This is a genomic window from Streptomyces sp. NPDC091416 (assembly GCF_044756845.1).
In the GTDB taxonomy this organism is placed as follows: Bacteria; Actinomycetota; Actinomycetes; order Streptomycetales; family Streptomycetaceae; genus Streptomyces.
Genome location: NZ_JBIVTU010000007.1, coordinates 366623 through 391562, shown reverse-complemented (window position 1 = coordinate 391562; position 24940 = coordinate 366623). Strand labels below are relative to the sequence as shown.

Here is a 24940-nt window from a genome sequence, read left to right as displayed (position 1 = left end):
ACGATCCGGCACGACGATCCGTCTCCGCCGTCCGGCGGAGACGGATCGTCGCCGGGCAGGACGTGCCCCGCCCGGCCGCGCGGCAGCGTGGGTGCCATGACGCAGACACCGCTCGCACCCGACCCCGCCCCGGCCGCCGCCGCTCCGGTCACCGACCGCCTCCGCACCGCGCTGCGCTGCGTCGCGATCGTCTCCTGCCTGCCCTACATCGTCCTCAAGGCCGCCTGGATCTCGGGCAGTCACGTCGGCATCCCGGACGGCAGCCCGCTCCTCGACCACCGCGCCACGACAGCCGTGGGGAACGGCGCGTCGGTCCTCATGGACAGCGCGGTCGTGGTCATCGCCCTGCTGCTCACCCAGACCTGGGGCCGGCGGGTGCCCGCCTGGCTTCTCGTCCTGCCGATGTGGGTGGCCACCGGTCTGCTGCTGCCGATCATGACCGGCTATCCGCTCCAGCTCCTGGTCCGGCTTCTGGGCGGGAGGACGGCCGGCAAGGGTGACGCGGGCCGGCCCTTCCTGGACGAATGGGTCTTCGGTGTCGTCTACACCGGCTTCATCGTCCAGGGGCTGGCCCTCGGCACTCTGTTCGCGCTGTACGCCAGGGCCCGCTGGGGCCACCTCTGGCAGGGCACGCTGCGCGAGCTGCCGGACAGTCCCACCGCTCCCGTGCTGCGGGCCGCCGCCGTCGCCGCCTCGCTGATCGCCCTGGCGCCCGGCACCCTGCATCTGATCTGGGCCGCCGGTTCGACGGCGGGACTCAACGAGGGCCGGATCGAGGAGCGCACCAGCGGCTCCGCGGCGCTCGAAGCGGTCTTCGCCCTCTTCGTCGCCGTCGCCGTCGCCGGGGTCCTGCTCCTCGCCTTCCGCCGGGGCTCCGCGCTGCCGCTGCGGGTGCCGCTCGCCCTGGCCTGGGCGGGCTCCGCGGCGACGGCCTGCTGGGGCGGCTGGATGAGCATCGCCTCGCTGAGCGACCTCGGTGACATCGCCGATCGGCCCACCGCGACGATGGTGCTGATCTACGCTGTCCAGATGCTGGCCGGGACGCTCGTGATGACGCTGGGCGCCTACTTCCTGGCGGAGCGCGCGGCAGCGACCCGCCCGCCGGGCCCCCGGGCGTGATGCCGCTGCTCGGCCGACGGGCCCGGCAGCGCTGGCTGCACCTGATCATCGGCGGCGCCCTGCTGATGCCGTACTTCCTCGTCGGCACCGTGATCGTCGGCCTGTACCGTCCGGACGTCAACGTCTTCGGCTCGCCGGTCAGCCAGCTGATCGCGTTCGCCTACGCGCTGCCGATGGCCGCGGTCACCGCGCTCCTCCCGCTCGCCCGGCCGCTCTCGGTGGCCGTCGCCCGTGCGCTGTGCGGGCTGCCGCCTGACCTGCCGCTCGCGGACGGGCCCGCCAGGACCCGGCAGGCCAGGATCCGTTCGGCGGCCTGGTTCACCCTCCACGTGGGGCTCGGCGGCGTCATCAGCGGGATGACGCTGTCACTGGTGCCGTTCGCCGTGGGTGTCCTGGGAATGCCGTTCTTCTCGGGCCTGCGGGACCCCATGTCGCCGTATCTGCCCGAGGGCCCGGCCCTGACGTGGGTCCTGGCCCTGGCTCCCTTCGCCGGCATCGCGATGCTGGTGGCCCTGACGGGATGCGCGGCTGCGGCCGGAGCACTGCTGGCTAACCGGGCGCCGGTCCTGCTGGGCCCGACCCCGGACGACCGGCTGGCCGCCGCCGAACGCCGCGCGGCCGAACTGGCGGTCCGCAACCGTCTGGCCCGAGAACTGCACGACTCGGTCGGCCACGCGCTCAGCGCCGTCACCCTCCAGGCCGGCGCGGCCCGCAGGGTTCTGGACAGCGACCCGGAGTTCGTCCGGGCCGCGCTGACCGCGATCGAGGAGACGACCCGGCGTACGGTCGGCGAGCTCGACACCGTGCTGGGGCTGCTGCGCCGGGACGACCACGACGGGGCCGGGGCGCCGGGCCGGCCGGCCGGCCCGGGACTCGACGCGCTGGACCGGCTGCTCGCACACTGCGGGCTGCCCGTCGAGTACGTCGCCGAAGGCGATCCGGGCGCCGTCGCGGGGACGGTGTCCCGCGAGGCGTACCGGATCGTGCAGGAAGGACTGAGCAACGCGCTGCGGCACGGCGGGCGCGGTGAACCGGTGCGGCTGCGGATCACGGTGCACGCCGCCGGGGAGCTGGAGATCGTCCTGGCCAGTCCGCTGCCCGGACGGCCGGCGGTGGTGCGCCCCGGAGGTGGCCGCGGGCTGCGCGGCATCGCCGAACGGGCCGTCCTGCTCGGCGGCCGTACCGAGGCCGGCGAGCACGACGGCCACTGGCGGCTCACCGCCCGCCTCCCCCTCCGCACCCCCGCACAGGAGCAGCGATGAGCACACCGGTCCGGATCGTCCTCGCCGACGACGAACGCATGGTCCGCACAGCCCTGCGGGTCATCCTGGACGCCGAGCCCGGCCTGGAGGTCGTCGGCGAGGCGGCGACGGGCGCCGAGGCCGTCTCCGTGGTGCGCGAACTGCGCCCCGACGTGGTCCTGATGGATGTGCGGATGCCGGAGACCGACGGGATCCGGGCCACGGAGCAGATCCTGGCCACGCTCGACCCCGCCCCGCGCATCGTCGTCGTCACCACCTTCGAGAACGACTCCTACGTGTACGACGCGCTGCGCGTCGGAGCGGCGGGCTTCCTCCTCAAACGGGCGGCGGCCGAGGATCTCGTACAGGCGGTGCGGCTGGTCGCCCGCAGCGACTCGCTGCTCTTCCCGTCCGCGGTACGGGGTCTGGCTGCCGCGTACGGGAAGCGGCGGCCGTCCTCCGCGCCGCCGTGGGTGGCCAGGCTCACCGACCGGGAGGCGGACGTGCTGCGGCTGATGGCGAGCGGGCTCACCAATGCGGAGATCGCCGGCCGGCTGCGGGTGGGCCCGGCGACGGCGAAGAGCCATGTGGCGGCCGTCCTCGCGAAGACCGGCACCCGGGACCGTACCCAGGCGGTCATCGCCGCGTACGAGTCCGGGTTCATCACGCCCCGCTGACCCGGCGGCCGGGGTCTTCCGCCCGGACCGTGCCGGACGCCACGAGCCCGGCACGATCCGGACGAGGCCCTGGGGCCGCATTCATGAGGAATGGGTGAGAAGCGGCACAACCGGGAACGGAGCGCGTCGTCCCGCTCGTCCCTCCAGCGGGATGAACAAGACGATCAGGCGCGCCTCGGTCTTCTCCCTGCTGCTGGTCCTCGCCCTCCTGGGGCGGGCGACCTGGGTGCAGGCGTACCAGGCCCGGGCGCTCGCAGACGACGACCACAACCGGCGGAACACCATCGCGCAGTACGCGCAGCCGCTCGGCGACATCATCGTGGCCGGCTCCCCGGTCACCGGATCGAAGAGGACGGAGGGCGGTGATCTCGCGTACAAGCGCACGTACAAGGACGGCGGCCTGTACTCGGCCGTCACCGGATACGGCTCACAGGCCTACGGCTCCACCCAGCTCGAAGGGATCTACGGCGAGGTGCTGGACGGCACCGACACCAGGCTGAAGAATCCGCTGGACGCGCTGACCGGCAAGCGGAGCGCGCCCGGCAACGTGCTGACGACGATCGACCCGGCGGTACAGAAGGCGGCGTCCGAGGCGCTCGGCGACGACAAGGGTGCCGCCGTCGCGATCGACCCGAAGAGCGGGCAGATCCTCGGGATGGTCTCCTCCCCCTCCTACGACCCGTCCACCATCAGCGGGACGACGGACGGCGACGCCTGGCAGAAGCTGCTCGCCGACCCGGACAAGCCGCTGGTCAACCGCGCGCTGCGGCAGCCGCTGGCGCCCGGTTCGACCTTCAAGCTGGTGGTGGCCGCGGCCGCGCTGGAGAACGGGCTGTACGGCTCGGTCGACGAGCCCACGAAGAGCCCCGTCCCGTACACGCTGCCCGGGACCAGCACCGTACTGAAGAACGAGAGCGCCACCGCCCCCTGCGAGAACGCGACGCTGCGCGTGGCGCTGCAGTACTCCTGCAACAACGTCTTCGGCAAGGTCGCCGCGGATCTCGGCCAGGAGAAGGTCCGGGCGATGGCGGAGAAGTTCGGGTTCAACGCCGAGAAGCTCGATGTGCCGGTCCGGGCCTCGAAGAGCGTCTACCCGACCGGGATGGACAAGGCGCAGACGGCGCTGAGCGGCATCGGCCAGTTCGAGGTCACCGCGACGCCGCTCCAGATCGCCATGGTCTCCGCGGCCCTCGCCAACGACGGCGAGCTGGCCGCACCGCACATGGTCTCCAAGGTGACGGACGCGGACGGCGGCACCCTGGAGGACTTCGAGGACGGCGACATGAGGCGGATCGTCTCCTCGTCCACGGCCGCGCAGCTGCGCAGCGCGATGGTGACCGTCGTGGAGGAGGGCACCGGCACCAACGCCCGGATCGACGGGGCCGAGGTGGGCGGCAAGACGGGTACCGCGGAGAACGGGGTGGACAACAGCAACACCCCGTACGCCTGGTTCACCTCGTACGCGAAGGATGCCGGCGACGGCCGGGAGGTCGCGGTCGCCGTGATCGTGGAGGACTCGGGTTCGGCGGCCTCGGAGGTCAGCGGCAACGGTCTCGCGGCCCCGATCGCCCAGAAGATGATGAAAGCCGCGCTCCAGCGGTAAGCGGAACATGTCGAGCGTCCCGGCACCCCGATTCCGGTGTCCGGGACGCTCTCATGTCCCGGACCCCTTCAGGTTTTCGCCGGGTTACGTCTTACTTGGTTACGCCCCCACGTCGAAGCGCTTCCGTGGCGCGCTGGTACGCTCTCGCCCCGCCCACCCACTGGGAGCGGCGGCTGGGAACGTACACAGTCCGACCGTGCGGGCACCGGGATTCGAGCGCTGAGATGAGGTAGCTGTGGGCACATCCATCGACCATGCCGATGCCGCTGCCGCCGAGTTCCACGAGTTCTTCGAGGCCCATTACGCCGAACTCGCGCGGCTGGCGCATCTGCTGACCGGGGAGGCCGACGCCGCCGACGACCTGGCGGCCGACGCCCTGCTGGCGCTCTGGCACCGCTGGGACCGGGTCAGGGACGCCGACCATCCGGTGGCGTACGCGCGTGGTGTCGTCGCCAACATGGCGCGGACCCGGATCCGCAGCGCGGTGCGCGAGCGACGGCGGATCGCGCTGTTCTGGGCCCCGCGCGGTGCCGGGGACGCGGTCGACGATCCGGATGTGTCGGCGGTCGTCGACGTCCAGGGGGCTCTGCGCAGGCTGCCGTTCCGCAAGCGCGCGTGTGTGGTGCTGCGGCACGCCTTCGACCTCTCGGAGCGGGACACCTCGCTGGTGCTCGGGATCTCGGTGGGTACGGTGAAGAGCCAGACCTCGCGGGCCGTCGCGGAACTGCAGCGGCTGCTGGGTCCGGAGACGTCCGCCGCCTCGCAGGTCCAGGCGGCCGTCGCGGCGCAGCGCAGCGGAGGAGACCGGTGAAGGACGAGGAGCTGTCCGTGCGGCTGCGGGAGGCCGCCGAGGCGCACCGCCCCGACCGGGAGCGGATGCTGGCCCGGGTGGAGCGGGGCATGGCCGAGGGCCGTCCGCCGGCCCGGGTGGTGCGCCCGCGGCGTGCGGCGGCTCCATGGCTGCGGGTCGCGGGCGCCACGGCGGCGGTGTGCGGGGTGCTGGCGTTCGGTGCGGTCGCCGTCACGTCGGCCGGTGAGGACGGATCGCACGGGGAGCAGGTGGCGGCGCCCGTGACGTCCTCCCCCGCCCCGTCGGTGGCCCCGCCGGCGGGGCTCGGTCCGCTGCGGACCGAGGACGGACCGCTGTGGACCGACGGCACCGTCGATCCGCACTCCAACGCGTACTGGGCCCAGAGCGAGGTGACGCTGCGGACGTCCGAGCCGCTGACGTCGCTCACCGTGGAGCTGCGGATCGCCCTCACCGGCGGGGTGAACAGCACCGGTTCCTGGCGCTCGCTGCCGGCGAAGGACTTCACCGTGTCCGTGAGCGAGGACGGCGGCCATCTCGTCTACCGGTGGGCGCTGCGGCCGGGCCGGACCGTGCCCGCAGGCACCCACACCTTCGCCGGGCAGTACAACCACGCGGAGGGTGACCGGGACGCGACGGGCGACTACCTGACCGCGCACGCGGTCCGCGCCAACGGTGAACGGGCCTCGGTGGGCGACTACTTCGGGCCGGACCACTGACCGGCCGGTCCGGCGGGAAAGAAGACGGCGCAACCCGGCAACCCTTGTCCCCGGTGGTGGCGACCAAGAAGCGCAACGCTCCCCCCACCACCAAGGAACGGGACACCGACATGAAGAAACGAGCCTCACTGCACGGCAGCCACGCGCGGCGCACCGGCCGCCGCCGCACGATCGCCGCCTCGGCCACCGCGCTGGCCGTCACCGGCGCCGCGCTCACCACCGGCCTGCTGGTCCAGTCGGCCGGGGCGGCCCCCGCCGCCGCCGCGGCCGCCGCGTGGCCGACGCCCTCGGGTTCGCAGGCCGTCTCGGCGACCATCAAGGTCTCGGGGACGTACGACGGCAAGCTGAAGCGCTTCTACGGCAGCGGGGACCTGGGCGACGGCGGTCAGGACGAGGGCCAGGACCCGATCTTCGAACTGGCCGACGGGGCGGTCCTGAAGAACGTGGTGGTCGGGTCCCCGGGCGCCGACGGCATCCACTGCAAGGGCAGCTGCACGATCCAGAACGTGTGGTGGGAGGACGTCGGCGAGGACGCGGCGTCCTTCAAGGGCACCTCGTCGGGCGCCACGTACAAGGTGACCGGCGGCGGCGCCAGGAAGGCCGACGACAAGGTCTTCCAGTTCAACGGCGCGGGCACGCTGAGCATCAGCGGCTTCCAGGTCTCGGACTTCGGCAAGCTGGTGCGCTCCTGCGGCAACTGCTCCAAGCAGTACAAGCGCACGATCGCGGTCAGCGACGTCGATGTGACGGCGCCCGGCAAGGCCCTGGTCGGGATCAACACCAACTACGGCGACACCGCGACGCTGAAGTCGGTCCGGATCCACGGCGACAGCAGCAAGAAGATCAAGCCGTGCGTGCGCTACACGGGCAACGACGACGGTGACGAGCCGACGGAGACCGGCAGCGGGCCGGACGGCACGTACTGCAAGTACAGCAGCTCGGACATCAGTTACGGCTGAGCCGCACGCCACCGCGTGACGGGAGCCCCGCCGGACCGGTCCGGCGGGGCTCCCGTCACGCGGTGGCGCGTTCTACCGGTACGGACGCCAGTCGCCGAGCCAGGCGGCCGGGGTGTGCAGGCGTGCCTCGGCCGCGGTCAGCCGGGGGCGGTTGGCGGGCACGGTGACGCGGGCGCCGGGGCCCGTGTTGCGGTACTCGGCGAACCGCTGCTCCTGCCAGGGGAAGCCCGCGGACATGGTCCCGTACGGCTCGTCCGTGTCGGTCCCGGCGCCGAGGTGGCTGTCGCGCACGGTCAGCATCGGGTGTGCGGTGAGGTCGGAGGAGGGCACCCAGGGGCGGGCCAGCTTGAAGTACCCGTCCGGCGCGGTGCTGGTGACGCGGGAGCGCAGCACCAGGTAGCCGTGCGGGTTGGCTCCGGCGGTGCTGGGTGCGAAGACGAAGCCGTACGGCGCCGTCGCCAGGTCGGTGCGGGTCAGGGTGCGGAAGTGGCAGCGGTCCAGGACGGCGGTGGCGCGGCCGAAGACGAAGTCGACGTCGCCCTCGACGTAGCAGTCGCGGTAGTACTGGCGGGCGAAGTCGGTGAGGGCGGGCGAGTCGGCGTACAGGGTGTCCTGGTGTCCCAGGAAGCGGCAGCCGTAGAACGCCGAGCGGTCGCCCTGCACCTTGATGGCGACGGCCTGGGTGCCGGTGTATTCGGGGTGGTCGGCGCGCAGCCAGTCGTTGGCGAAGGTCAGGCCGTGGGCGGTGAGTCCGGCGGGCCGTGCGGTGACGGTGGCGGAGCCGCTGGTGCCGTAGGTCCCCGAACCGTCGGGCCTGGGGGTGCCGTTGGCGTTGGCGTACACGATGACCGTGTCGTGCGGGTCGTCGCTCGCGCCGATGAGGGTGAGGCCGGTCCGGTCGGCGGGGATGTCGACGGTCTCGCGGTAGGTGCCCGGGGCGATCACCAGGGTGCGGCCGGTGCCGGTCGCGGCGTCCACGGCGGCCTGGACGGCGGTGTGGTCGCCCCGGCCGCGTGCGTCGACGTACAGCGTGGCGGCGTCGAGGCGGCGGGCCGGTGATCCGTAGCGTCCGAAGGGGCGGGCGCCGGGCCGGCCGTGGGCGTGCGCGGTGGGGGCCGCACCGAGGGCGAGGGCGGCGCTGCCGCCCGCGAGCAGGGCCAGGGCGCTGCGTCTGCTGGGCATGGCGGTACTTCCTTAATCCTTGCGCGGGTGTGCGGCGGGGCCGGACGGGCCCGCAGGCGCCGGTGAAGGCGCCTGCGGGGACCGTCAGGTACGGACTGTCGGTGGTCAGGCGCCGGGAATCCGGCCGGCGCCCGCCTTGAGGCCGACGATCAGCGGCACCAGCAGCGGGTGGTCGACCCGGGTGCGCAGGGTCGGCGTCCAGCCGGCGCCCGCGGTGAGCTGCTCGGCGGGAACGCCCGCGTTGTGGACGGCGATGAGGTCCGTCCGGCGGCCGTTGACGTAGTTGTCCGCGGCGGTGACCGAGGACTCGGACCACTTCTTCAGGATCTTCGCCTTGTCGAACTCACCGCTGAGGCTGAACGCGTTGTGCTCGGCGACGAGCTGGGACTTCGCGCCGATGCCGTAGGTGTAGCCGTAGACGCTGCCCTTGGAGGCGACGAAGTGGTTGTTGTACGAGTCGACCTGTCCGAAGCGGACGCGGGGCGCGCGCTCGTTCACGTCCTTGAAGAGGTTGTGGTGCAGGGTGACCCGGAGCTTGCCGCTGTCGGTCGCGCCGGCACCGTCGCTGTTGCCGATGAGCATCGTCTTGTCGTGGTCCTTGAGGACGTTGTACGAGACGGTGACGAGGTCGGCGCCCTTGACGATGTCGAACAGCCCGTCGTGCTGCTGGTACAGCTCGTCGAAGTAGCGCGGCTGGGCGGAGTCGGGGCGGTCGCCGTCGCTGAAGGTGTTGTGGTCGACCCAGACGTGGTCGGAGCCGTAGACGACGAGGTTGTCGTACTCGGAGTTCCAGTGGCCGGTCTCGCCGTCCGTGGGGTCCCACTGGGGGAAGCAGTCGTAGGTGTCCTCGAACGAGATGTTCCGGACGATGACGTTGGAGACGTTCTGGATCTGGAGGCTGGCGCCGATGACCGTCGCGTCCTTGCCGACGCCGACGAGCGTGGTGTTGGACGGGACGTAGACGTTCACGGCGGCCTTCTGCAGCTTGGCCGAGGCCAGCCGGGCGTCCTCCAGGGGGCCGGAGGGCACCTCGGTGCGGCCCCAGGTGGCCGGGTCGTAGGCAGCGAGGTACTTGTCCAGGGTGTAGCCGTCGGTCTGGTAGGCCTCGCAGTCGATCGGGGTGCCCGCGGCATCGGAGTTGCCGTGGACGGTGCCGTCGATCCTGATGATCTTCGGGGCGTCGCCCGCGTCCTCGAAGGCGGCGATGAGTTCGGCCCGGTTGCTCACGGTGTAGATGTGGTCGGGGGTGGCGGCGGCGCCGCCGGTGGTGGAGCCGTCGGCGGCGGCCCAGCCGTCGCCCTCGGCGAGGACGGCGCGGTCGATGCCCTGGTGGCGGACGGGTCCGCCCGGGTGCCCGGTGGCCTGGGCGGGGACGGACACGGCGAGCGCCAGGGAGGCGCAGCCCATCACCAGGGCAATGGCGCGGGCATGACAGATGCGTGCGGGCATGGCGGATCCTTCGGTGGTGAGGTGAGGTGAAGTGAGGTGAGGTGAGCCGTGGGGAACGGGGGGCGGCCGGGGTCAGGCCTGCGGCCAGGTGATCCATTCGAGCGGGATCGCGGAATCGGTGCGCCGTACGTCGCGCGGGGCGAGCACCTTCCCGGCCACGAGGGCCCGGGCGACGAGCCGCGCGGCCTCGATGGCGCCGCGGGGCTGGAAGTGCGTGTTGTCCTGCCGCCCGTCGGGGTAGTTGGGCGACTGCCCCGGCTCCAGCCAGTTGAAGTACTCCAGCGTGCCGTCGGGGCCGAGCTCCTGCCAGCGCGCGAGCGTGAGCGCCTGGAGGTCGAGCAGGGGGACGTGCTCCTCGGCGGCCAGCGCGCGCATCGCGGCCGGGTACTCGCCGTGGCTGGGCCTGGCCGTACCGTCGTCGGCGAAGCGGCGGCGCTCCACCGGGGTGAGCAGGACCGGCCGCGCCCCGCGGGACCGTGCGCCGCGCACGTACTGGAGCAGGCAGTCCTGGTAGGTGGTGTACGGGTCGGTGCCGCGGGCCGGGTCCTCGGTCTTCTCGTCGTTGTGCCCGAACTGGATCAGCAGGAGGTCGCCCCCGCGCACCTGCTCCAGCAGGGCGGCGAGCCGGCCCTCGTCGATGAAGCTCTTCGAACTGCGGCCGTTCATCGCATAGTTGGCGACATTCAGAGGACGGCCGAGGAAGAACGGCAGGGCCATGCCCCAGCCGGTCTCCGGTGCCGCGTCGGCGTACTTCTGCGCGGCGGTCGAATCGCCGGCGATGTGCAGGGTGCGGGGGCGGGGACGGCCGCCGGGGCTGTGTGCCGCCGCGGTGGCGGCGGTGGCGAGTGCCAGGGGCAGCGCGGCGACGGCGGCCGCGGCCTGCCTGCGGGTGAGTGACACGGTGAAGCTGCCTCTCTCATGGATGCGTAGCGGTGCGCACGCGCGGGGCGTACGGCGGTACGGGGTGCAGGAGGAGAAGTGCAGGCGGAGAGGAAACCGGCGGCGGGACGCGACCCGGACCGCCGCCGGTCCCCGGTCACCGGGGTGTGCGGCCTGGCGAGGGTGTCGTCCGGATCGGGCCGGACAGGCCCGGCGTGATCCGGACGGGAGACCCTGGACGCCGGATCAGCCGTTGCCGATCTCCTTCCACTCCGTCTGGGCCTTGTTCAGCTCGTCGGCCATCTTGTCCAGGAAGTCCTTGGCCGTGACCTTGCCGAGCAGCAGCTTCTGGAACTCCGGCTCGTTGTCCGCCTTGCTGATGTTGTTCCAGTCCGGCAGGTAGTACGGCAGCTGCACGATCTTCGTGGAGCCGTCGGTGAGGGCCTTCGCGGCGAGCTCGGTCGACTCGGTGGCGCTGATCCACGGGTCCTTGGCGGCCTCGGTGTTGGCCGGGATGGCGCCCGCGGACTCGTTCCACTTGCTGTTCGACTCGTGCGAGGCGGCGAACTCGATGAACTTCCAGGCGGCCGTCTTGTTCTTGCTCGACCGGAACAGGCCGAGCCCGTCGACCGGGTTGGAGACCTGGACCCGGGTGCCGCCGTCGCCGATCGGGTTCGGTATACCGGCGAACTTCTCCTTGCCCAGCGCCTTCAGGTGGTCCTGGTAGGAGCCGAGGTTGTGGCTCAGCATGCCGATGGTGCCGGTGTCGAACTGGGCGACCATCTTGGTGAAGTCGTTGTTGACGTCGGCGGCGGGCGTCGCCTTCTTGTACAGCGCCACATACTTCTCCAGCGCGGCGACGTTCTTCGGGTCGTTGAGCGTCGTCTTGTCGCCGTTCCAGAAGTCCGTGATGCCGGACTGGCCGTACGCGGCGTCGATCGCCTGGGCGATGGAGCCGGCGCCGCCGCGGATCGTGTAGCCGAACTTGTTGTCCTTGGAGGCGGTGAGCTTGTCGGCGGCCTTGTAGAAGTTGGCCCAGGTGGTGGGCGCCTCGAGACCGGCGGCCTTGAACAGGTCGGTGCGGTACCAGATCGCACCGTTGTTGGCGGAGGTCGGCACGGAGTACATGTCGTCGCCCCGGCCGCCCGCGACCTTGACGCCGTCGACCATGCTCTCGACGAGCTTGCCGTTGAGGGTGGAGCCCTTGATCCGGTCGTTCAGCGGGTCGAGGGCCTCCTGCGAGACCATGTTGGCGAGGTAGGCGGTGCCGACGCCACCGACGTCCGGCAGTCCGCCGCCCGCGATGGCCGTGTCGTACTTGGACTGCACGTCGGCGATCGGGATCGGCACGTACTTGACCTTGATGTCCGGGTACTTCTTCTCGAAGTCCTTGATGATCTCGGTCCAGATGGCGGTACGCGGACCACCGTTGTTGTCCCAGAAGGTGATCTCGCCCTTGCCACTGCCCTCGGTGCCGGTCTCGCTGCCGTCGTCACCACAGGCGGTCGCGGTCAGTGCGAGCACCGCGGCAAGGGAGACAGCCGCCGCGGCACGCCCCCGCTGCGTCTTCGAGATGTTCATGATCGGCTCTTCTCTCTCGGTTCTCTCGGTTCGTGCGCATGAGTGGGGGGTTCGGTGGTCCGGTGCCGGCCGGCCGTCTCCCTTCGACGACCTGTCCGGTACGCGTTTCAGGGGGTGGTGCGGAATCCGGTGAAGCAGGCCGTCCCGGCCGGCCCCGTTCCCGGCGGTGCGGTGGCGAACAGGCCGAGCAGGGCGCCGACCCAGCGCCACGGGGTGGCGGCGAAGACCTGGCCCGATGCCCGGAATCCGGCCCCGTCCCCGGTGTCGGCGAAGAAGCGGCAGCGGGCGCCGGGGGCGACCTCGATCCGGAGCCGGGCCGTGCCGTCGGGGGCCGCCCGCGCGTGCTCGGCGTCGCGTTCGTGCTCGGCGACCGACTCGGCGTACCGGTGCACGAGCCGGATCCCGGCCGCACCGTCCGCCGGCCGCTCCAGGCCGATCCAGCTGAAGGCGTCCCCGAGCACCGTGAGACCGGCCTTGGCACCCGGCACCTCGCTGTTCAGGGCCAGCCCGGCCTCCACGGTGAACGTCTCGGCGGGCATCCGCTGGACCAGCACATTGGGCAGGGCCCGCAGATCGTGCGCGTACGCGGTCCGTACGCAGCTGAGCCGCAGCCCGTCCCCGCCGTGCTCGACGGTCCAGCCGGGGCGGGGATCGGCCGTCCACTGCCACTGCCTGCCGTAGCGGCCGCCCGGGAAGCTGTCGCCACTGGCCGGGGCCGCCGCGGACTGCTCGGGCGCGAGGGGCTTGGTGTGTACGGTGACGGGCTCGCCCTTGTCCCCGATGACCGGCCAGCCGCCGTCCGCCGCGTCCCAGCGCATCGGCTGGAGGTGTACCACCCGCCCGTACGCCCCGCGCTCCTGGAAGTGCAGGAACCAGTCCTCGCCGGCCGGGGTCGTGACCCAGCCGCCCTGGTGCGGTCCGTTGACCTCCGTACGGCCCTGGGACAGGACGACGCGCTCCTCGTACGGCCCGAAGAACTCCCGGGAGCGGAAGGCGCCCTGCCAGCCCGTGCTCACCCCGCCGGCCGGGGCGAGGATCCAGAACTCGCCGTCCCGGCGGTAGAGCTTGGGGCCCTCCAGGGTGAACCAGCCGGGGATCGTGTCGGCGTCGATCAGGGTCTTGCCCTCGTCGAGGAGCTCCCGTCCGTCGGGGCTCATCCGGTGGCCGGTGAGCCGGTTCTTGATCCCGGAGCGCGACTTGGCCCAGGCGTGCACGAGGTACGCCTCGCCGGTCTCCTCGTCCCACAGCGGGCAGGCGTCGATCAGTCCCTTGCCCGCCTTGACCAGATGGGGCGCGCTCCACGGTCCGCGGATGTCCTCGGCGTTGATCTGCTGGATGCCGTGGTCGGGGTCGCCCCAGAAGATCCAGAACCGTCCGGCGTGGTGCCGCAGCGACGGTGCCCACACCCCGCAGTCGTGCCGCGGCACGGCGAAGTCCGCGGCCGGTTCGAGGCGGTCCAGGGCGTGGCCGATCAGGGTCCAGTTGACGAGGTCGCGCGAGTGCAGCAGCGGCAGTCCGGGGACCCGGCCGAAGCTGGAGGCCGTGAGGTAGAAGTCCTCGCCGACGCGCACCACGTCGGGGTCGGACCAGTCGGCGTTCAGCACCGGGTTGCGGTAGGTGCCGTCGCCGAGGTCGGCGGTCCAGGGACGCCCGGCCGGGGCGCTCACGCGGTCACCGCCCGGCGGACGAGGGCTGCGGCCTCGTCCCGGTCGAGCCGGCCGTCCGCGATGACGGTGACGACCCGGCGCACGATCGTCGCACCCGCGGGAACGGGGAGCCGGCGGTCGGCGGCGAGGGAGGAGCCGACGCCCGGGTACTCGGTGGTCCGCACGAACCACGGGTCCCGGCGGGTCTCCTCGGTCGCCCCGGCGAAGACCAGGGTCCAGCCGTCGCCGCTCATCGCCACCCAGTCGGCGGCCTTCCCGTGCACCGCCTCCTCGCCTTCCGCGGAGCCGCTGAACACGGCGGGCGCCGAGGCCTCCTTGGGCGCCCGCCAGAAGAAGCCGCCGTAGCCGGCGCCCGGCCGCCCATTGGTCGCGGGGCTGCCGATCGACAGGTCCGAGGTGCCCCGGTTGGTGAGCGAGAAGGAGAAGTCCAGCGCCCAGGCGGACGGGGAGAGTTCCGCGGCGGCGACCGTGCGGTGCTCCCGCAGCAGTTCGGTGTCACCGGCCTCCCAGCTGAGCTCCTCGACGAACCCGTCCGGGTCGCGGAGCTTCCAGCCGAGGTGGCGCTGGACCCCGTGGTTGTCGAGCACGGTGGGGCCCTGGCCGCGGACGAAGGTGCGGCCGCCCCAGAAGTTGTGCCCGGCGACGTCCGGGACGGCGACGGAGGTGCCCAGGTGGTGCACGTGGTCGGCCGGACGTTCCTCGGTGACGGGGGTGCCGGCGAGGGTGGTGACCGGGTGCAGGTAGGGACGGCCGTCGGGAGCGGGGAGGTAGGTGTAGCGGCCGACCGGGCGGCCGGCGCAGCTCAGCAGTGCGGTGGACGTCACGATGAACTCACCTCGATGGGAAACGCCCAGGGGACGCCGAGTTCGGAGAAGAGCGTGAGGGTGTCGGCGCCCGCCGCGACCAGTCCGTCGATCCCGCGCACCACCCGGCGAGAGGCGGTGGAGGCGGTCGCGGGCACGGTGTACCAGGCGTCGGCAGGCAGGGCGCGCGGCTCGTCGGCGGTCCGTACGGCCTCGACGACCTCCATGAACGCCCCGGTGCGGTGCGGCGGTACGAGCAGTGCGGCATCCCGCACCAGGTGCTCGACGAGGTTCTCCAGGAGGTCGGTCCGCCGGTGCACGGACTCCTCGGGGCCGTGTCCCGCGCGCTGGACGAGGACCCGGTCCTGCTTGTACCAGAAGGTGATCCGGCCGTGGTCGCCGTGGACGATCACATAGGGTTCCCCGGCCTGTTCCGCGCAGAGGGTGACGGCGGCGGTGACCGGGACGCCCGAGGCGGTGGTGATGCGGACGCAGGAGGTGTCGTCGGCCTCGATGCCGTGGGCGCGGAAGAGCTCGGTCTCCACCGCCACCACGTCCTGGGCCGTGCCGCTGTCCGCCAGTTCGAGGGCGGTGGCGACGGCGTGGGCGAGCGGGTTGGTCAGGACCCCGTCGACGACGTCGGTGTCCCCGATCCGGCGCCGCCCGGCCCAGGGCGCCCGCCGGTAGTAGGCCTCGTCCCGGACCCAGGCGCCCGCGGCCCCGTAGCCCTGGACGGTGCCGATGGCGCCGCTGCGTACGAGCTCGCGGATGGCGGGCACGGCGTGCGAGCCGAACGACTGGAATCCCACCTGGCAGGCGATGCCGGCGTCCTGCACCCCGGCCAGGATCCGTTCGAAGTCGGCCCGCGTCGCGGCGGGCGGCTTCTCCAGGAGGAGGTGGACACCCCGGGCGGCGGCGGTGAGCGCCAGTTCGGCGTGGGTCTGGATCGGGGTGCAGATGACGGCGACGCGGGCCCCGGTGGAGTCCAGGAGCGCACCGAAGTCGGCAGACTGCTCGGGGAGTTCACCGGCGAAGGCGTCGAGTTCGCCGCCGTCGAGCTGATTCGGTTCGCAGACTCCGGCGAGCCGTACGAGGCCCTGGTGCTGGAGGCGGCGGATGTTGGCGAGGTGCCAGCGTCCATGGCCGCGGGCGCCCGCGAGGACGATCGGGACGGGTGTGCTGGGTATCGACGGCATGTCCGTCACCCCTTCACTGCGCCGGCGCTGAAGCCGGTGATGAGCCACTTCTGGATGAAGGCGAAGACGATCACCACGGGGACCGCGGCGATCACTCCGCCGGCGGCGAGCGCGCCCAGGTCGACGCTGTCCGCGCCGATGAGGGTGTTCAGGCCGACCGGGATCGTCTGCTTGTCCTGCTCGCTGAGGAACATCAGGGCGAACAGGAAGTGGTTCCAGCTGTGCACGAAGGCGAAGGAGCCGACGGCGATGAGGCCCGGCCGCAGCAGCGGCAGCACCACCGCGCAGAAGGCCCGGAAGCGCGAGCAGCCGTCCACCCAGGCGGCCTCCTCCAGGGTGACCGGCACGTTCTTGATGAATCCGCTGATCAGGATGATGGAGAGCGGCAGCTGGAACACCGTCTCGGCGATGACCACGCTCCCCAGGGAGTTGATCATCTGGAGGTTCTTGAAGATCTCGAAGAGCGGTACGAGCATCAGCGCGCCCGGGATGAACTGCGAGCAGAGCAGCGCCAGCATGAAGCCGTTCTTGATCCTGAAGTTGAACCGGGCGAGCGCGTAGCCGCCGGCCAGCGCGACGAGCGTCGTGCAGACCAGGGTGCAGACCCCGACGATCATGCTGTTCTGGAAGAAGACGGCGAAGCTGCGTTCGTTCCAGACCTTGGAGAAGTGCTCCCCGGTCATCGGCCAGGGCACCAGCGAGGTGGAGCCCGCGGGGCGCACGGCGAACAGGAACATCCAGTAGAACGGGATGAGGGTGAAGACGAGGTAGATGCCCAGCGGTACGTAGATCTGCCAGCGCGGTACGTCGTCGAAGGCGCGTTCGCGGCCGGGCTTGGAGCGCCGGTGCGCGGTCGGGGCGCGGTGGTCCTGGACGGGCGGTCGTGCGGCGTCGGTGCCGTTCTTCTCGGCCAGTGCGGCAGTCACTTGTGGTCGCCTCCGAACTTGCTCAGGCGCAGATAGACGATCGAGCAGAAGAGGAGGATCACGAAGGCGACGGTGGTGAGCGCGGAGGCGTACCCGAAGTCGTGGCCCTCAATGCCTGTGTTGGCGACGTAGAGCGGCAGGGTGGTGGTCTCGCCTGCGGGCCCGCCGCCGGTGAGGGTGTAGAGCAGGTCGACGTTGTTGAACTCCCAGACCCCGCGCAGCAGCGTGGACAGGATGATCGCGTCCCGCAGGTGGGGCAGGGTGATGTGGAAGAACTGGCGCAGCCGTCCGGCGCCGTCGACGGACGCCGCCTCGTACAGTTCCTTGGAGACGGACTGCAGGTCGGCGAGGATGAGGATGGCGAAGAAGGGGACTCCGCGCCAGAGTTCGGCGACGGTCGCGGCCCAGAACACCGTGCCGGTGTCGGAGAGCACCGAGGTCCCGTAGTCGCCGATTCCGGCGTCCGCGAGGTAGCGGCTGAATCCGGTCGAGGAGTTGTAGAGCAGGATCCAGATGGTGCTGGTCAGCACACCGGAGACGGCCCACGGCGAGAAGACCATGGCGCGGGAGATCCCGCGGCCGATGAAGCTCTGGTTGACGATCAGGGCGAGTGCGAGCCCGAGGGTGAGCTGGAGCGCCACCTGGACGACCACCCACTGGGCGCTGAAGCCAAGGGTCGTCCAGAACTGGTCGTCCTCGGTGAAGAGCCGGGTGAAGTTGTCGAAGCCCGCGAAGCCGTTCCGCCACGGCTTGGTGACGTTGTAGTTCTGCAGGCTGTAGTAGAAGACGCTGATCACCGGGTAGGCGATGAAGCCCAGCATCAGCAGCCCCGCGGGGGCGATCAGCAGATACGGCAGTCGGCGGGGGCTCGCGGAGCGGCGCTTGGGCACCTTGGGCGGTGTGGCCACAGCGGCGGCTTGGGCCATGACACGTCTCCGTTCTCTCTCAGGTACGGGTGCACGGTGGTGCTGAGGGTGCGTGCAGGGTGATGCGTGTAGTGCGCAAGCGCTTGCCGCATGTCGTTCGGTATACCGAACGGGACGGGGCGCTCGAATTCCGCGGGGCCGTTCAGCCGGCGTAGGGGTCGGGGACTTCTCCCGGCCGGGCCAGGAAGGCGAAGTCACAGCCGGTGTCGGCCTGGGTGATCTGGTCGTGGTACAGCGCCCCGTAGCCGCGCTCGTACCGGGTGGCGGGCGGCGTCCACTGGGCCCTGCGCCGCTCCAGCTCCTCCTCCGGCACGTCGAGATGGAGCAGGCGCGCCTCGACGTCCAGGGTGATCGGGTCACCGCTCCGCACGAGCGCGAGAGGCCCGCCCACATACGACTCGGGGGCGATGTGCAGGACGCAGGCGCCGTAACTGGTACCGCTCATCCGGGCGTCGGAGATCCGCACCATGTCCCGTACTCCCTGCTTCAGCAGGTAGTCGGGGATCGGCAGCATCCCGTACTCGGGCATCCCGGGGCCGCCCTTGGGGCCGGCGTTGCGGAGCACCAGAACGTGGTCCGGAGTCAGGGCCAGGGCCGGGTCGTTGATGGTGCGCTGCATCTCCTTGTAGTCGTCGAAGACGACCGCGGGGCCGGTGTGGCGCAGCAGATGCGGTTCGGCGGCGATGTGCTTGATGACCGCGCCGTCGGGGCAGAGGTTGCCGCGCAGCACCGCCACGCCGCCCTCCTCGGCCAGGGGGTTGTCGCGTTCGCGGATGACGTCGCTGTTGTGCACGAGTGCGCCGTCGAGCTGCTCGCGCAGGGTGTCGTGCGCGACCGTGGGCCGGTCCAGGTGCAGGACGTCGGTCAGCCGGGCCAGGAACCCGGGCAGTCCGCCGGCGAAGTGGAAGTCCTCCATGAGGTACTTCCCGCCGGGCCGCAGGTTGGCCAGCACGGGCACGGTGCGGGCGACGCGGTCGAAGTCGTCCAGGGTGAGCTTGATTCCGGAGCGGCCCGCCATGGCGATGAGATGGATGACGGCGTTGGTGGAGCCGCCGAGCGCGAGGACGGTGGCGACGGCGTCCTCGTACGCCTCCGCGGTGAGGATCGACGACAGCTTCCGCTGCTGCCACACCAGTTCGACGATCCGGAGTCCCGACTGCGCGGCCATCCGGTCGTGGCCGGAGTCGACGGCCGGGATGGAGGAGGCGCCGGGGACGGTGACACCGAGCGCCTCGGCGGCCGCGGTCAGGGTGGAGGCGGTGCCCATCGTCATGCAGTGGCCGGGCGAGCGGGCGAGCCCGTTCTCCAGTTCGCCCATCTCGCAGTCGCCGATGAGGCCGGCCCGCTTGTCGTCCCAGTACTTCCACATGTCGGTGCCGGAGCCGAGGACCTCGTTGCGCCAGTGCCCCGGCAGCATCGGCCCGGCCGGCACGAAGACGGCGGGCAGGTCGACGGAGGCGGCGCCCATCAGCAGCGCGGGCGTCGACTTGTCGCAGCCGCCGAGCAGCACGGCGCCGTCGACGGGGTAGGAGCGCAGCAGCTCCTCCGTCTCCATCGCCAGCATGTTGCGGTAGAGCATCGGGGTCGGCTTCTGGAAGGTCTCCGAGAGCGTGGAGACCGGGAATTCGAGCGGGAAGCCGCCGGCCTGCCAGACCCCGCGCTTGACCGCCTGCGCGCGGTCGCGGAGGTGGACGTGACAGGGGTTGATGTCGGACCAGGTGTTGAGGATCGCGATGACCGGCTTGCCCAGGTGCTCCTCGGGGAGGTAGCCCAGCTGGCGGGTGCGGGCCCGGTGGCTGAAGGAGCGCAGCCCGTCGGTGCCGTACCACTGGTGGCTGCGGAGCTCCTCCGGGGTGACGCGGCCGGTCATATGGACCACCCCGCGACCTGGTCGGCGACCTCGGCGCGCTGCGACTCGGGCAGCACCCGGCTGGGCGGGCGCACATCGCGGCCGCACAGGCCGAGCGAGGCCAGGGCCTCCTTGACGACCGTCACGTTGTTGGCGGACTGCCGGTCGGCGCGCAGTTCCTCGAAGCGGCGGATCTGCTCCCAGACCTTCATCGCGGCCGGGTGGTCACCGGCCCGCAGCGCCTCCAGCATGCCCAGCGAGACGCCGGGCGCGATGTTGACGAGGCCGGAGGTGAAGCCGGTGGCGCCCGCGGAGAAGTAGGAGGGTGCGTACAGCTCGGCGAGTCCGGCCACCCAGACGAAGCGGTCGAGGCCCGCGTCCCGGGCGAAGGCGGCGAAGCGTGCGGCGTCCGGGACCGCGTACTTGACGCCGATGACGTTGGGGCAGCTGTCGGCGAGCTCCACCAGGCACCCGCCGTCGAGGTGCGGGTTGCGGATGTAGGGGACGACACCGAGTCCGGGGACGGCCTCGGCGATGGCCCGGTGGTAGTCGATCCAGCCGTCCTGCGAGACGTACGGATGGACGGGCTGGTGCACCATCACCATCTCGGCGCCGGCGTCGCGGGCGTGCTCCGCGGCGGCGACGGCGGTCGGCACGTCGTGCCCGACGCCGACCAGGATCGTGGCGCGGCCGCCGGCCTCCGCGATGGTCAGCTCGGTGACGGTGCGCCGCTCCTCGGGGGTGAGCGCGTAGAACTCCCCGGTGTTGCCGTTCGGGGTGAGGATGCGCACGCCGCCGTCGAGCATCCTTCGCAGCAGCGCGCGGTGCGCCTGCGTGTCGATGGTGCCGTCCTCGGCGAACGGGGTCACCGGGATCGCCACGACGTCTGCGAGGGCCGCCTTCAGCGGTGTGAGGTCCATGCGGACAGGCCTTTCGTCGGTGTGCTGCTGGTTCACGCCGCGTCACCCCCGTCTTCGTCGTCGGGGAAGGCGCGGCGCACGAACGACGCGATGTGGTCGTGCAGAGCCCCGGCCGCCGCGTCCGCGTCGTCGGCGAGCGCGAGCCGCAGGATCTCCCAGTGCTCGGCCGCCTCCCGCTCCCAGGACGGGATGGCCGACCAGGCGACCGTCGAGACGAGGGCGGCCTGGTCGCGCAGCTCATCGAGCATCCGGGACAACAGCGGGTTGCCGCAGGGCAGGTACAGCGCCCGGTGGAAGTCCCGGTTGGCAAGCGACCTGTCCGCCTTGTCGCGCGCCGAGTCGGCGCGCTCCAGGGCCTCCTGGGCCGCGTCCAGCGAGACCTTGCGGGTGATCGAGCGGCGCAGCGCCTCCGGTTCCAGCAGCAGCCGCACGTCGTACACCTCCCGGGCCATGGTCGCGTCGACGAGCCGCACGATGGCGCCCTTGTACTGGCTCATGACGACCAGGCCGCTCCCGGCGAGGGTCTTGAGCGCCTCACGGACGGGGGTCTTGGACACCCCGAACTGTGCGGCGAGTTCGGTCTCGACGAGCGCCTGCCCTGGTCTCAGCTGCGCCGTGAGGATCGCGTGCTTGATCGCCTCCAGCACGTACTGGGTGCGGGACGGAATCGGGGTGGGCGCAAAGGTCATGAGTGAAGGGCTCTCGCATCTCGCGTATCGCGTCTCATATATGACGTACGAAGTACGACGCGATGAAGTTAGAGGCGCCACGAATGTTTCGTCAACGCTTCTGACAGAAGAACTTCGGCGGACCAGGACATGTGCCGTACACCGATCTCCGCGGTCGGCCCCCGCCCTCCCGCCGCCTGAGGCATCCTCCCGATGCGCCCCAACGGCCTTAGGGGCCAACGTGATCGCCTGACGGACGTGCAGGTCAGGGAGGTTCAATGGGTGCGACGGCAGGGCGGCGGGTACTCCGGGACCGGACGGCCGGGGTGTTCCTCGCGGCAGTAGTGGTGTCCGGTTTCGGCAGTTCCGCGATGTCACTGGCCGCCGGAATCTGGGTCAAGTCGCTGACGGGCTCGGACAGTCTGGCGGCGCTGGCCCTCTTCGCGGTCTGGCTGCCGGTGCTCTTCGGGCCGACTCTCGGAGCGGTGGCCGACCGGTGGCCCAGGAAGCCCCTGCTGGTGGGGACGAACGTCGTCATGGCACTGCTGCTGACGACACTGACCGCTGTGGACTCGGCAGGGCGGATCTGGATCCTGTTCGCCGTCCTCCTGCTGTACGGGGCCGGCTCGGTACTCATGGACGCGGCCGAGTCCGCGCTGGTGGCGCAGGCCGTGGACGCCCGCCTGCTGGGCGACTTCAACGGTCTGCGGATGGTGGCGAACGAGGGCATGAAGCTGGTGGCCCCGCTCACCGGCGCGGCGCTCTGCGCCCGCTTCGGCGGCGCCTCGGTGGCCCTGCTGGACGCGGTCTCCTTCGCCCTGGCCGCGGGCCTCGTCGGGTTGCTGCGGGTGCGGGGACCGGCACCGGCCGAGGTCCGCCGCGCCTCCGGGACGCGGCAGGTGTGGGGGTCGCCGGTGCTGCGGCCGCTGGTGCTCGCCGGATCCGTCACGATGCTGTGCGCCGGGCTCAACGGGGCGCTGCTGTACGCCGTCGTGGACGGTGTGCTCGGCCGCTCCCCCGCGTACGCCGGAGTGCTCTACGCGGCGCAGGGCATCGGGTCCGTCACGATCGGGCTGCTGGCCGGACCGCTGCTGCGACGGCTTCCGGAACGGGTGTTCGCGGCCGTGGGCATCACGGTGTTCGCGGCGGCGCTGGGTCTGCGGGCGCTGCCGTACGACACCGTGGCGCTGACGGCGTGCGCGCTGATCGGTCTGGGCCTGCCCTGCGTGCTGATCGCCGCGATGACGGCGGTGCAGCGGGAGACCCCGGACGCCGTGGCGGGCCGGACGTCCGCGGCCGCGGGCACGCTGATGATGGCACCCAACGCGGTGGGGCTGGCGTTCGGCGCGGGGGTGGTCGCGCTGGTGGACGCGCGGGTGCTGCTGCCGCTGGTGGGCGTGGTGGCGCTGCTGACGGCCGTCTCGCTGGTCGCCGGCCGGCGGAGATGCCCCCCGCCGGCCGGCGCGACGTCAGCGGCCGAGGCGTGAGAGCGCCGCGGCGACGGCTTCGAGGTCGGGACCCGAGGCCAGCCCCGCGTGGTACAGGCGCAGTTGGTTCGCACCGAGCGAGGCCGCGTGGGCGGCGTCGCGCTCCAGCGTGGCGGGGTCGCCGCCCATCCCGCGCACCACGGTGAGGTTGGCCGCGAGGACGCCTCCGCGTCCGGCGAACGGGCCGAGCACCGCCTCGCGCGCCGCGTCACCGCCCGTGCACGGCAGCACCACGCCGTCCGCCACGGACAGGATGTGCTCCGGGTCGACGCCCACGTTGGCGCCGGACCGGTACGACGCGGGGTCCGCGTGCAGCAGCACCTGGAACCCGGGGGCGGCCGCGGCGCGCACCGCGGCGACCACCGACTCCTGGAGCCCTCGGGCCACTTCGGTGCGGTACCGGAGCGTGGCCGCGGCCTGATCGGCGCCGAGCAGCTTCTCGACCCCGCCCCAGCCCGCCTCCGGCGCCCCGGAACCGGCCCAGACCGGCTCCAGCGCGCCCCGCACGGCACGGCTCAACTCCGCGTCGTCCAGCCCCTGCCCGCCGTATCCGGCCCGGCAGTCCGGGCAGAAGCACAACGACATCAGGTACTGCGCCGCGTCCCCGAGCTGCACGCCCCCGACCTTGTCGTGGGCGTGCAGATGCGCGAAGCCGTACCAGCCGCACGACTCCAGCTCGGTCCCGCGCGCCCCGTCCCGCACCGCCGCCTCCGCGGCCAGGTCCACCAGATACGCGCGGACCGCGGGCTGCGCGATGCACGGGGCCCACGGGTAGCGGTCACCGTAGGCGTTGACCACGGAGGTCTCCGGATGCTCCGCGCCCAGCCGGGAGCTGTGCGCGAGCACGACCCAGCTGTGCACGTCGAGCCCGGCACCGGCCAGCGCCTCGGCTGCCTCCGCGTAGGCGTCCTCCGAGTCCACCCAGGACTGCGTGTACGGCCGCAGTTCGCGCCCCGCCCACCGGTCGGCGTCCGGCGGGTACAGCACCGCGGCGTGCCCGGCCGTCACGATGCGGTGCGAGGGATGGCGCGGGGTCAGGGCCCGGGTGGAGTGGTAGGCGGCGGCGAGCGTCACCTGCCGGACGCCGAGGTCCGCGACGCGGGCGGCCGCGCCGGGGTCCCCGACGACGTCCCACGGGTACAGGAAGGCGGAGGCCCTCATCCGCGCTCCCCCGCGCTCTCCAGCAGCGCGCGGCCGGCCGCGATGATCTCCGTCAGCTCCTTGATGTGCGCGGCCGGCGGCTCGGTCAGCGGGCTGCGCACCTCGCCGACGTCCAGGCCCTGGAGGCGGACGGCCGCCTTGACCAGCGAGACGGCGTAGCCGCGGCCCTTGGCGCGCAGTTCGACGAGCGGCCGGTAGAACGAGTCGAGCAGCGCGTTGACGCGGGCGTCGTCGCCGGACTCCAGAGCGCGGTAGAACGCCAGCGCGATGTCGGGCGCGAAGGCGAACACGGCGGAGGAGTAGAGCGTGACGCCGATACCCCGGTAGGCGAGGCCCGTCAGCTCGGCGGTGGGCAGCCCGTTGAAGTACAGGAAGTCCTGGCCGGGCAGTCCGGTGCGCACGGCGCTCACGATGCGCTGCATCAGGTCCAGATCGCCGTAGCCGTCCTTGAGGCCGATGATCCCCGGCGTCTTCGCCAGCGCGACCACGGTCTCGGGGGTGAAGACGGCGTTGTCGCGCTGGTAGACGATCGTCTCCAGGCGGGTGGCGGCGGCCAGCGCCGTGTAGTGGGCCAGCAACCCCTCCTGGCCGGCGACAACCAGGTACGGCGGCATGGCGAGAAGCCCGTCCGCGCCGGCCTCCTCCGCGAGCTTCGCGAACTGGACCGCGAGGGCGGTGCCGTATCCGGCGCCCGCCACGACGGGCACCGCGCCGGCGGTCTCCTCGACGGCCGCGGCGACGACGAGGCGGAACTCCTCGGGCGTCAGGGCGTGGAACTCGCCCGTGCCGCAGCAGGCGAAGACCGCCGCCGCACCGGCGTCGACGCCCGCGCGCACGTGCGCGCGGAAGGCGTCGAGGTCGACGGAGCCGTCCGGCCCGTAGGCGGTGACGGGGAAGAAGAGCGGCCCGGCGACAGCGGTGAGTCGGGCGGCAAGTGGGGCTGAGGTCACGGGCGCTCCCTGAGCGGTTTCAGGCGTGCACAATTCTGATTGACGTCCATATTCATGAACGCCCTTACGCTAAGGCAGCAGCTCGGCACGGGTCAAGGCGGGGCCCTCGGGCGGGCGGCAACGGGGTTCCTCGGTCCTGCCCCGATCCGGGGTGCGGGTTGATCCGGCGG

The 24940-nt window shown here is 72.0% G+C and carries 22 protein-coding genes; 8 read left to right on the top strand and 14 right to left on the bottom strand.

The features are described 5' to 3' along the window. Positions 1-96: 96 nt before the first annotated feature. The 7 genes from ACIQMX_RS22905 to ACIQMX_RS22875 all read left to right on the top strand — a co-directional run bounded on the left by ACIQMX_RS22905 (position 97) and on the right by ACIQMX_RS22875 (position 7126). Positions 97-1119 carry a hypothetical protein gene (locus tag ACIQMX_RS22905; RefSeq protein WP_402480616.1) on the top strand — a complete coding sequence of 341 codons (1023 nt, stop codon included), beginning with the start codon at positions 97-99 and terminating at the stop codon, positions 1117-1119. Beyond that, positions 1119-2381 (top strand): sensor histidine kinase, encoded by a 1263-nt coding sequence (locus ACIQMX_RS22900; protein WP_402480613.1) that lies wholly within the window; start codon positions 1119-1121, stop codon positions 2379-2381. The genes ACIQMX_RS22905 and ACIQMX_RS22900 overlap by 1 nt, the downstream gene beginning before the upstream one ends. Continuing rightward, positions 2378-3037, top strand: a complete 660-nt coding sequence (locus tag ACIQMX_RS22895) for a response regulator transcription factor (protein ID WP_363075618.1) — start codon at positions 2378-2380, stop codon at positions 3035-3037. The genes ACIQMX_RS22900 and ACIQMX_RS22895 overlap by 4 nt, the downstream gene beginning before the upstream one ends. A 151-nt stretch (positions 3038-3188) precedes the next feature. After that, a complete protein-coding gene (locus tag ACIQMX_RS22890; protein ID WP_363075620.1) occupies positions 3189-4640 on the top strand; it encodes a penicillin-binding transpeptidase domain-containing protein in 1452 nt (483 codons plus the stop codon). Between the two features lie 235 nt (positions 4641-4875). Further along, the gene (locus ACIQMX_RS22885; RefSeq protein WP_363075622.1) at positions 4876-5451 is read left to right on the top strand and encodes a SigE family RNA polymerase sigma factor; all 576 of its coding nucleotides are present in this window, start codon (positions 4876-4878) and stop codon (positions 5449-5451) included. Further along, a complete protein-coding gene (locus tag ACIQMX_RS22880) occupies positions 5448-6167 on the top strand; it encodes a hypothetical protein (RefSeq protein WP_363075624.1) in 720 nt (239 codons plus the stop codon). The genes ACIQMX_RS22885 and ACIQMX_RS22880 overlap by 4 nt, the downstream gene beginning before the upstream one ends. A gap of 110 nt (positions 6168-6277) precedes the next feature. Next, positions 6278-7126 (top strand): pectate lyase, encoded by an 849-nt coding sequence (locus ACIQMX_RS22875; RefSeq protein ID WP_363075740.1) that lies wholly within the window; start codon positions 6278-6280, stop codon positions 7124-7126. A gap of 72 nt (positions 7127-7198) precedes the next feature. Here the strand turns inward: ACIQMX_RS22875 and ACIQMX_RS22870 are convergent, their stop codons facing one another. The 12 genes from ACIQMX_RS22870 to ACIQMX_RS22815 all read right to left on the bottom strand — a co-directional run bounded on the left by ACIQMX_RS22870 (position 7199) and on the right by ACIQMX_RS22815 (position 21193). Continuing rightward, positions 7199-8308, bottom strand: coding sequence for a pectinesterase family protein (locus ACIQMX_RS22870; protein ID WP_402480609.1), 1110 nt, complete (start codon positions 8306-8308; stop codon positions 7199-7201). A gap of 105 nt (positions 8309-8413) precedes the next feature. Next, the gene (locus tag ACIQMX_RS22865; protein ID WP_402480606.1) at positions 8414-9757 is read right to left on the bottom strand and encodes a polysaccharide lyase family 1 protein; all 1344 of its coding nucleotides are present in this window, start codon (positions 9755-9757) and stop codon (positions 8414-8416) included. A 72-nt stretch (positions 9758-9829) separates the two neighbouring features. Then, positions 9830-10657: a rhamnogalacturonan acetylesterase gene (locus ACIQMX_RS22860; protein WP_402480604.1), complete on the bottom strand. Its 828-nt coding sequence runs from the start codon at positions 10655-10657 to the stop codon at positions 9830-9832. 225 nt (positions 10658-10882) lie between these two features. Next, positions 10883-12217 (bottom strand): sugar ABC transporter substrate-binding protein, encoded by a 1335-nt coding sequence (locus ACIQMX_RS22855; protein ID WP_363075632.1) that lies wholly within the window; start codon positions 12215-12217, stop codon positions 10883-10885. A gap of 107 nt (positions 12218-12324) precedes the next feature. Then, positions 12325-13884, bottom strand: coding sequence for a family 43 glycosylhydrolase (locus tag ACIQMX_RS22850; protein WP_402480600.1), 1560 nt, complete (start codon positions 13882-13884; stop codon positions 12325-12327). Continuing rightward, a complete protein-coding gene (locus tag ACIQMX_RS22845) occupies positions 13881-14708 on the bottom strand; it encodes a PmoA family protein (RefSeq protein WP_363075635.1) in 828 nt (275 codons plus the stop codon). Before ACIQMX_RS22845 ends, ACIQMX_RS22850 begins: the two co-directional genes overlap by 4 nt. Beyond that, the gene (locus ACIQMX_RS22840; protein WP_363075637.1) at positions 14705-15883 is read right to left on the bottom strand and encodes a Gfo/Idh/MocA family oxidoreductase; all 1179 of its coding nucleotides are present in this window, start codon (positions 15881-15883) and stop codon (positions 14705-14707) included. Before ACIQMX_RS22840 ends, ACIQMX_RS22845 begins: the two co-directional genes overlap by 4 nt. Before the next feature lie 5 nt (positions 15884-15888). Continuing rightward, positions 15889-16809, bottom strand: a complete 921-nt coding sequence (locus ACIQMX_RS22835; protein ID WP_363075639.1) for a carbohydrate ABC transporter permease — start codon at positions 16807-16809, stop codon at positions 15889-15891. Continuing rightward, complete coding sequence (locus ACIQMX_RS22830; RefSeq protein ID WP_363075641.1) at positions 16806-17735, bottom strand: sugar ABC transporter permease; 930 nt, start codon at positions 17733-17735, stop codon at positions 16806-16808. The genes ACIQMX_RS22835 and ACIQMX_RS22830 overlap by 4 nt, the downstream gene beginning before the upstream one ends. Positions 17736-17877: 142 nt before the next feature. Next, complete coding sequence (araD, locus tag ACIQMX_RS22825; protein WP_363075643.1) at positions 17878-19605, bottom strand: L-arabinonate dehydratase; 1728 nt, start codon at positions 19603-19605, stop codon at positions 17878-17880. Next, on the bottom strand, positions 19602-20504 hold the full coding sequence (locus ACIQMX_RS22820; protein WP_363075741.1) for a dihydrodipicolinate synthase family protein: 903 nt from the start codon (positions 20502-20504) through the stop codon (positions 19602-19604). The genes araD and ACIQMX_RS22820 overlap by 4 nt, the downstream gene beginning before the upstream one ends. 32 nt (positions 20505-20536) lie before the next feature. After that, positions 20537-21193, bottom strand: a complete 657-nt coding sequence (locus ACIQMX_RS22815; protein ID WP_363075645.1) for a GntR family transcriptional regulator — start codon at positions 21191-21193, stop codon at positions 20537-20539. A gap of 257 nt (positions 21194-21450) precedes the next feature. On the opposite strand from ACIQMX_RS22815, the gene ACIQMX_RS22810 reads away from it, so the two are divergent. Beyond that, a complete protein-coding gene (locus ACIQMX_RS22810; protein ID WP_402480596.1) occupies positions 21451-22659 on the top strand; it encodes an MFS transporter in 1209 nt (402 codons plus the stop codon). Here ACIQMX_RS22810 and ACIQMX_RS22805 read toward each other — a convergent pair. Then, positions 22642-23820 carry a hypothetical protein gene (locus ACIQMX_RS22805; RefSeq protein ID WP_402480594.1) on the bottom strand — a complete coding sequence of 393 codons (1179 nt, stop codon included), beginning with the start codon at positions 23818-23820 and terminating at the stop codon, positions 22642-22644. The genes ACIQMX_RS22810 and ACIQMX_RS22805 overlap by 18 nt on opposite strands. Next, positions 23817-24770, bottom strand: coding sequence for a 5-dehydro-4-deoxyglucarate dehydratase (locus ACIQMX_RS22800; RefSeq protein WP_363075651.1), 954 nt, complete (start codon positions 24768-24770; stop codon positions 23817-23819). Before ACIQMX_RS22800 ends, ACIQMX_RS22805 begins: the two co-directional genes overlap by 4 nt. Between the last annotated feature and the right edge of the window lie 170 nt (positions 24771-24940).

Bases quoted from the DNA above. Each gene is read 5' to 3' on its own strand.
- ACIQMX_RS22905 (WP_402480616.1), top strand. From the start codon at position 97: ATGACGCAGACACCGCTCGCACCCGACCCCGCCCCGGCCGCCGCCGCT.
- ACIQMX_RS22900 (WP_402480613.1), top strand. From the start codon at position 1,119: ATGCCGCTGCTCGGCCGACGGGCCCGGCAGCGCTGGCTGCACCTGATC.
- ACIQMX_RS22895 (WP_363075618.1), top strand. From the start codon at position 2,378: ATGAGCACACCGGTCCGGATCGTCCTCGCCGACGACGAACGCATGGTC.
- ACIQMX_RS22890 (WP_363075620.1), top strand. From the start codon at position 3,189: ATGAACAAGACGATCAGGCGCGCCTCGGTCTTCTCCCTGCTGCTGGTC.
- ACIQMX_RS22875 (WP_363075740.1), top strand. From the start codon at position 6,278: ATGAAGAAACGAGCCTCACTGCACGGCAGCCACGCGCGGCGCACCGGC.
- ACIQMX_RS22870 (WP_402480609.1), bottom strand. From the start codon at position 8,308: ATGCCCAGCAGACGCAGCGCCCTGGCCCTGCTCGCGGGCGGCAGCGCC.
- ACIQMX_RS22865 (WP_402480606.1), bottom strand. From the start codon at position 9,757: ATGCCCGCACGCATCTGTCATGCCCGCGCCATTGCCCTGGTGATGGGC.
- ACIQMX_RS22855 (WP_363075632.1), bottom strand. From the start codon at position 12,217: ATGAACATCTCGAAGACGCAGCGGGGGCGTGCCGCGGCGGCTGTCTCC.
- ACIQMX_RS22840 (WP_363075637.1), bottom strand. From the start codon at position 15,883: ATGCCGTCGATACCCAGCACACCCGTCCCGATCGTCCTCGCGGGCGCC.
- ACIQMX_RS22830 (WP_363075641.1), bottom strand. From the start codon at position 17,735: ATGGCCCAAGCCGCCGCTGTGGCCACACCGCCCAAGGTGCCCAAGCGC.
- araD (WP_363075643.1), bottom strand. From the start codon at position 19,605: ATGACCGGCCGCGTCACCCCGGAGGAGCTCCGCAGCCACCAGTGGTAC.
- ACIQMX_RS22820 (WP_363075741.1), bottom strand. From the start codon at position 20,504: ATGGACCTCACACCGCTGAAGGCGGCCCTCGCAGACGTCGTGGCGATC.
- ACIQMX_RS22815 (WP_363075645.1), bottom strand. From the start codon at position 21,193: ATGACCTTTGCGCCCACCCCGATTCCGTCCCGCACCCAGTACGTGCTG.
- ACIQMX_RS22810 (WP_402480596.1), top strand. From the start codon at position 21,451: ATGGGTGCGACGGCAGGGCGGCGGGTACTCCGGGACCGGACGGCCGGG.
- ACIQMX_RS22805 (WP_402480594.1), bottom strand. From the start codon at position 23,820: ATGAGGGCCTCCGCCTTCCTGTACCCGTGGGACGTCGTCGGGGACCCC.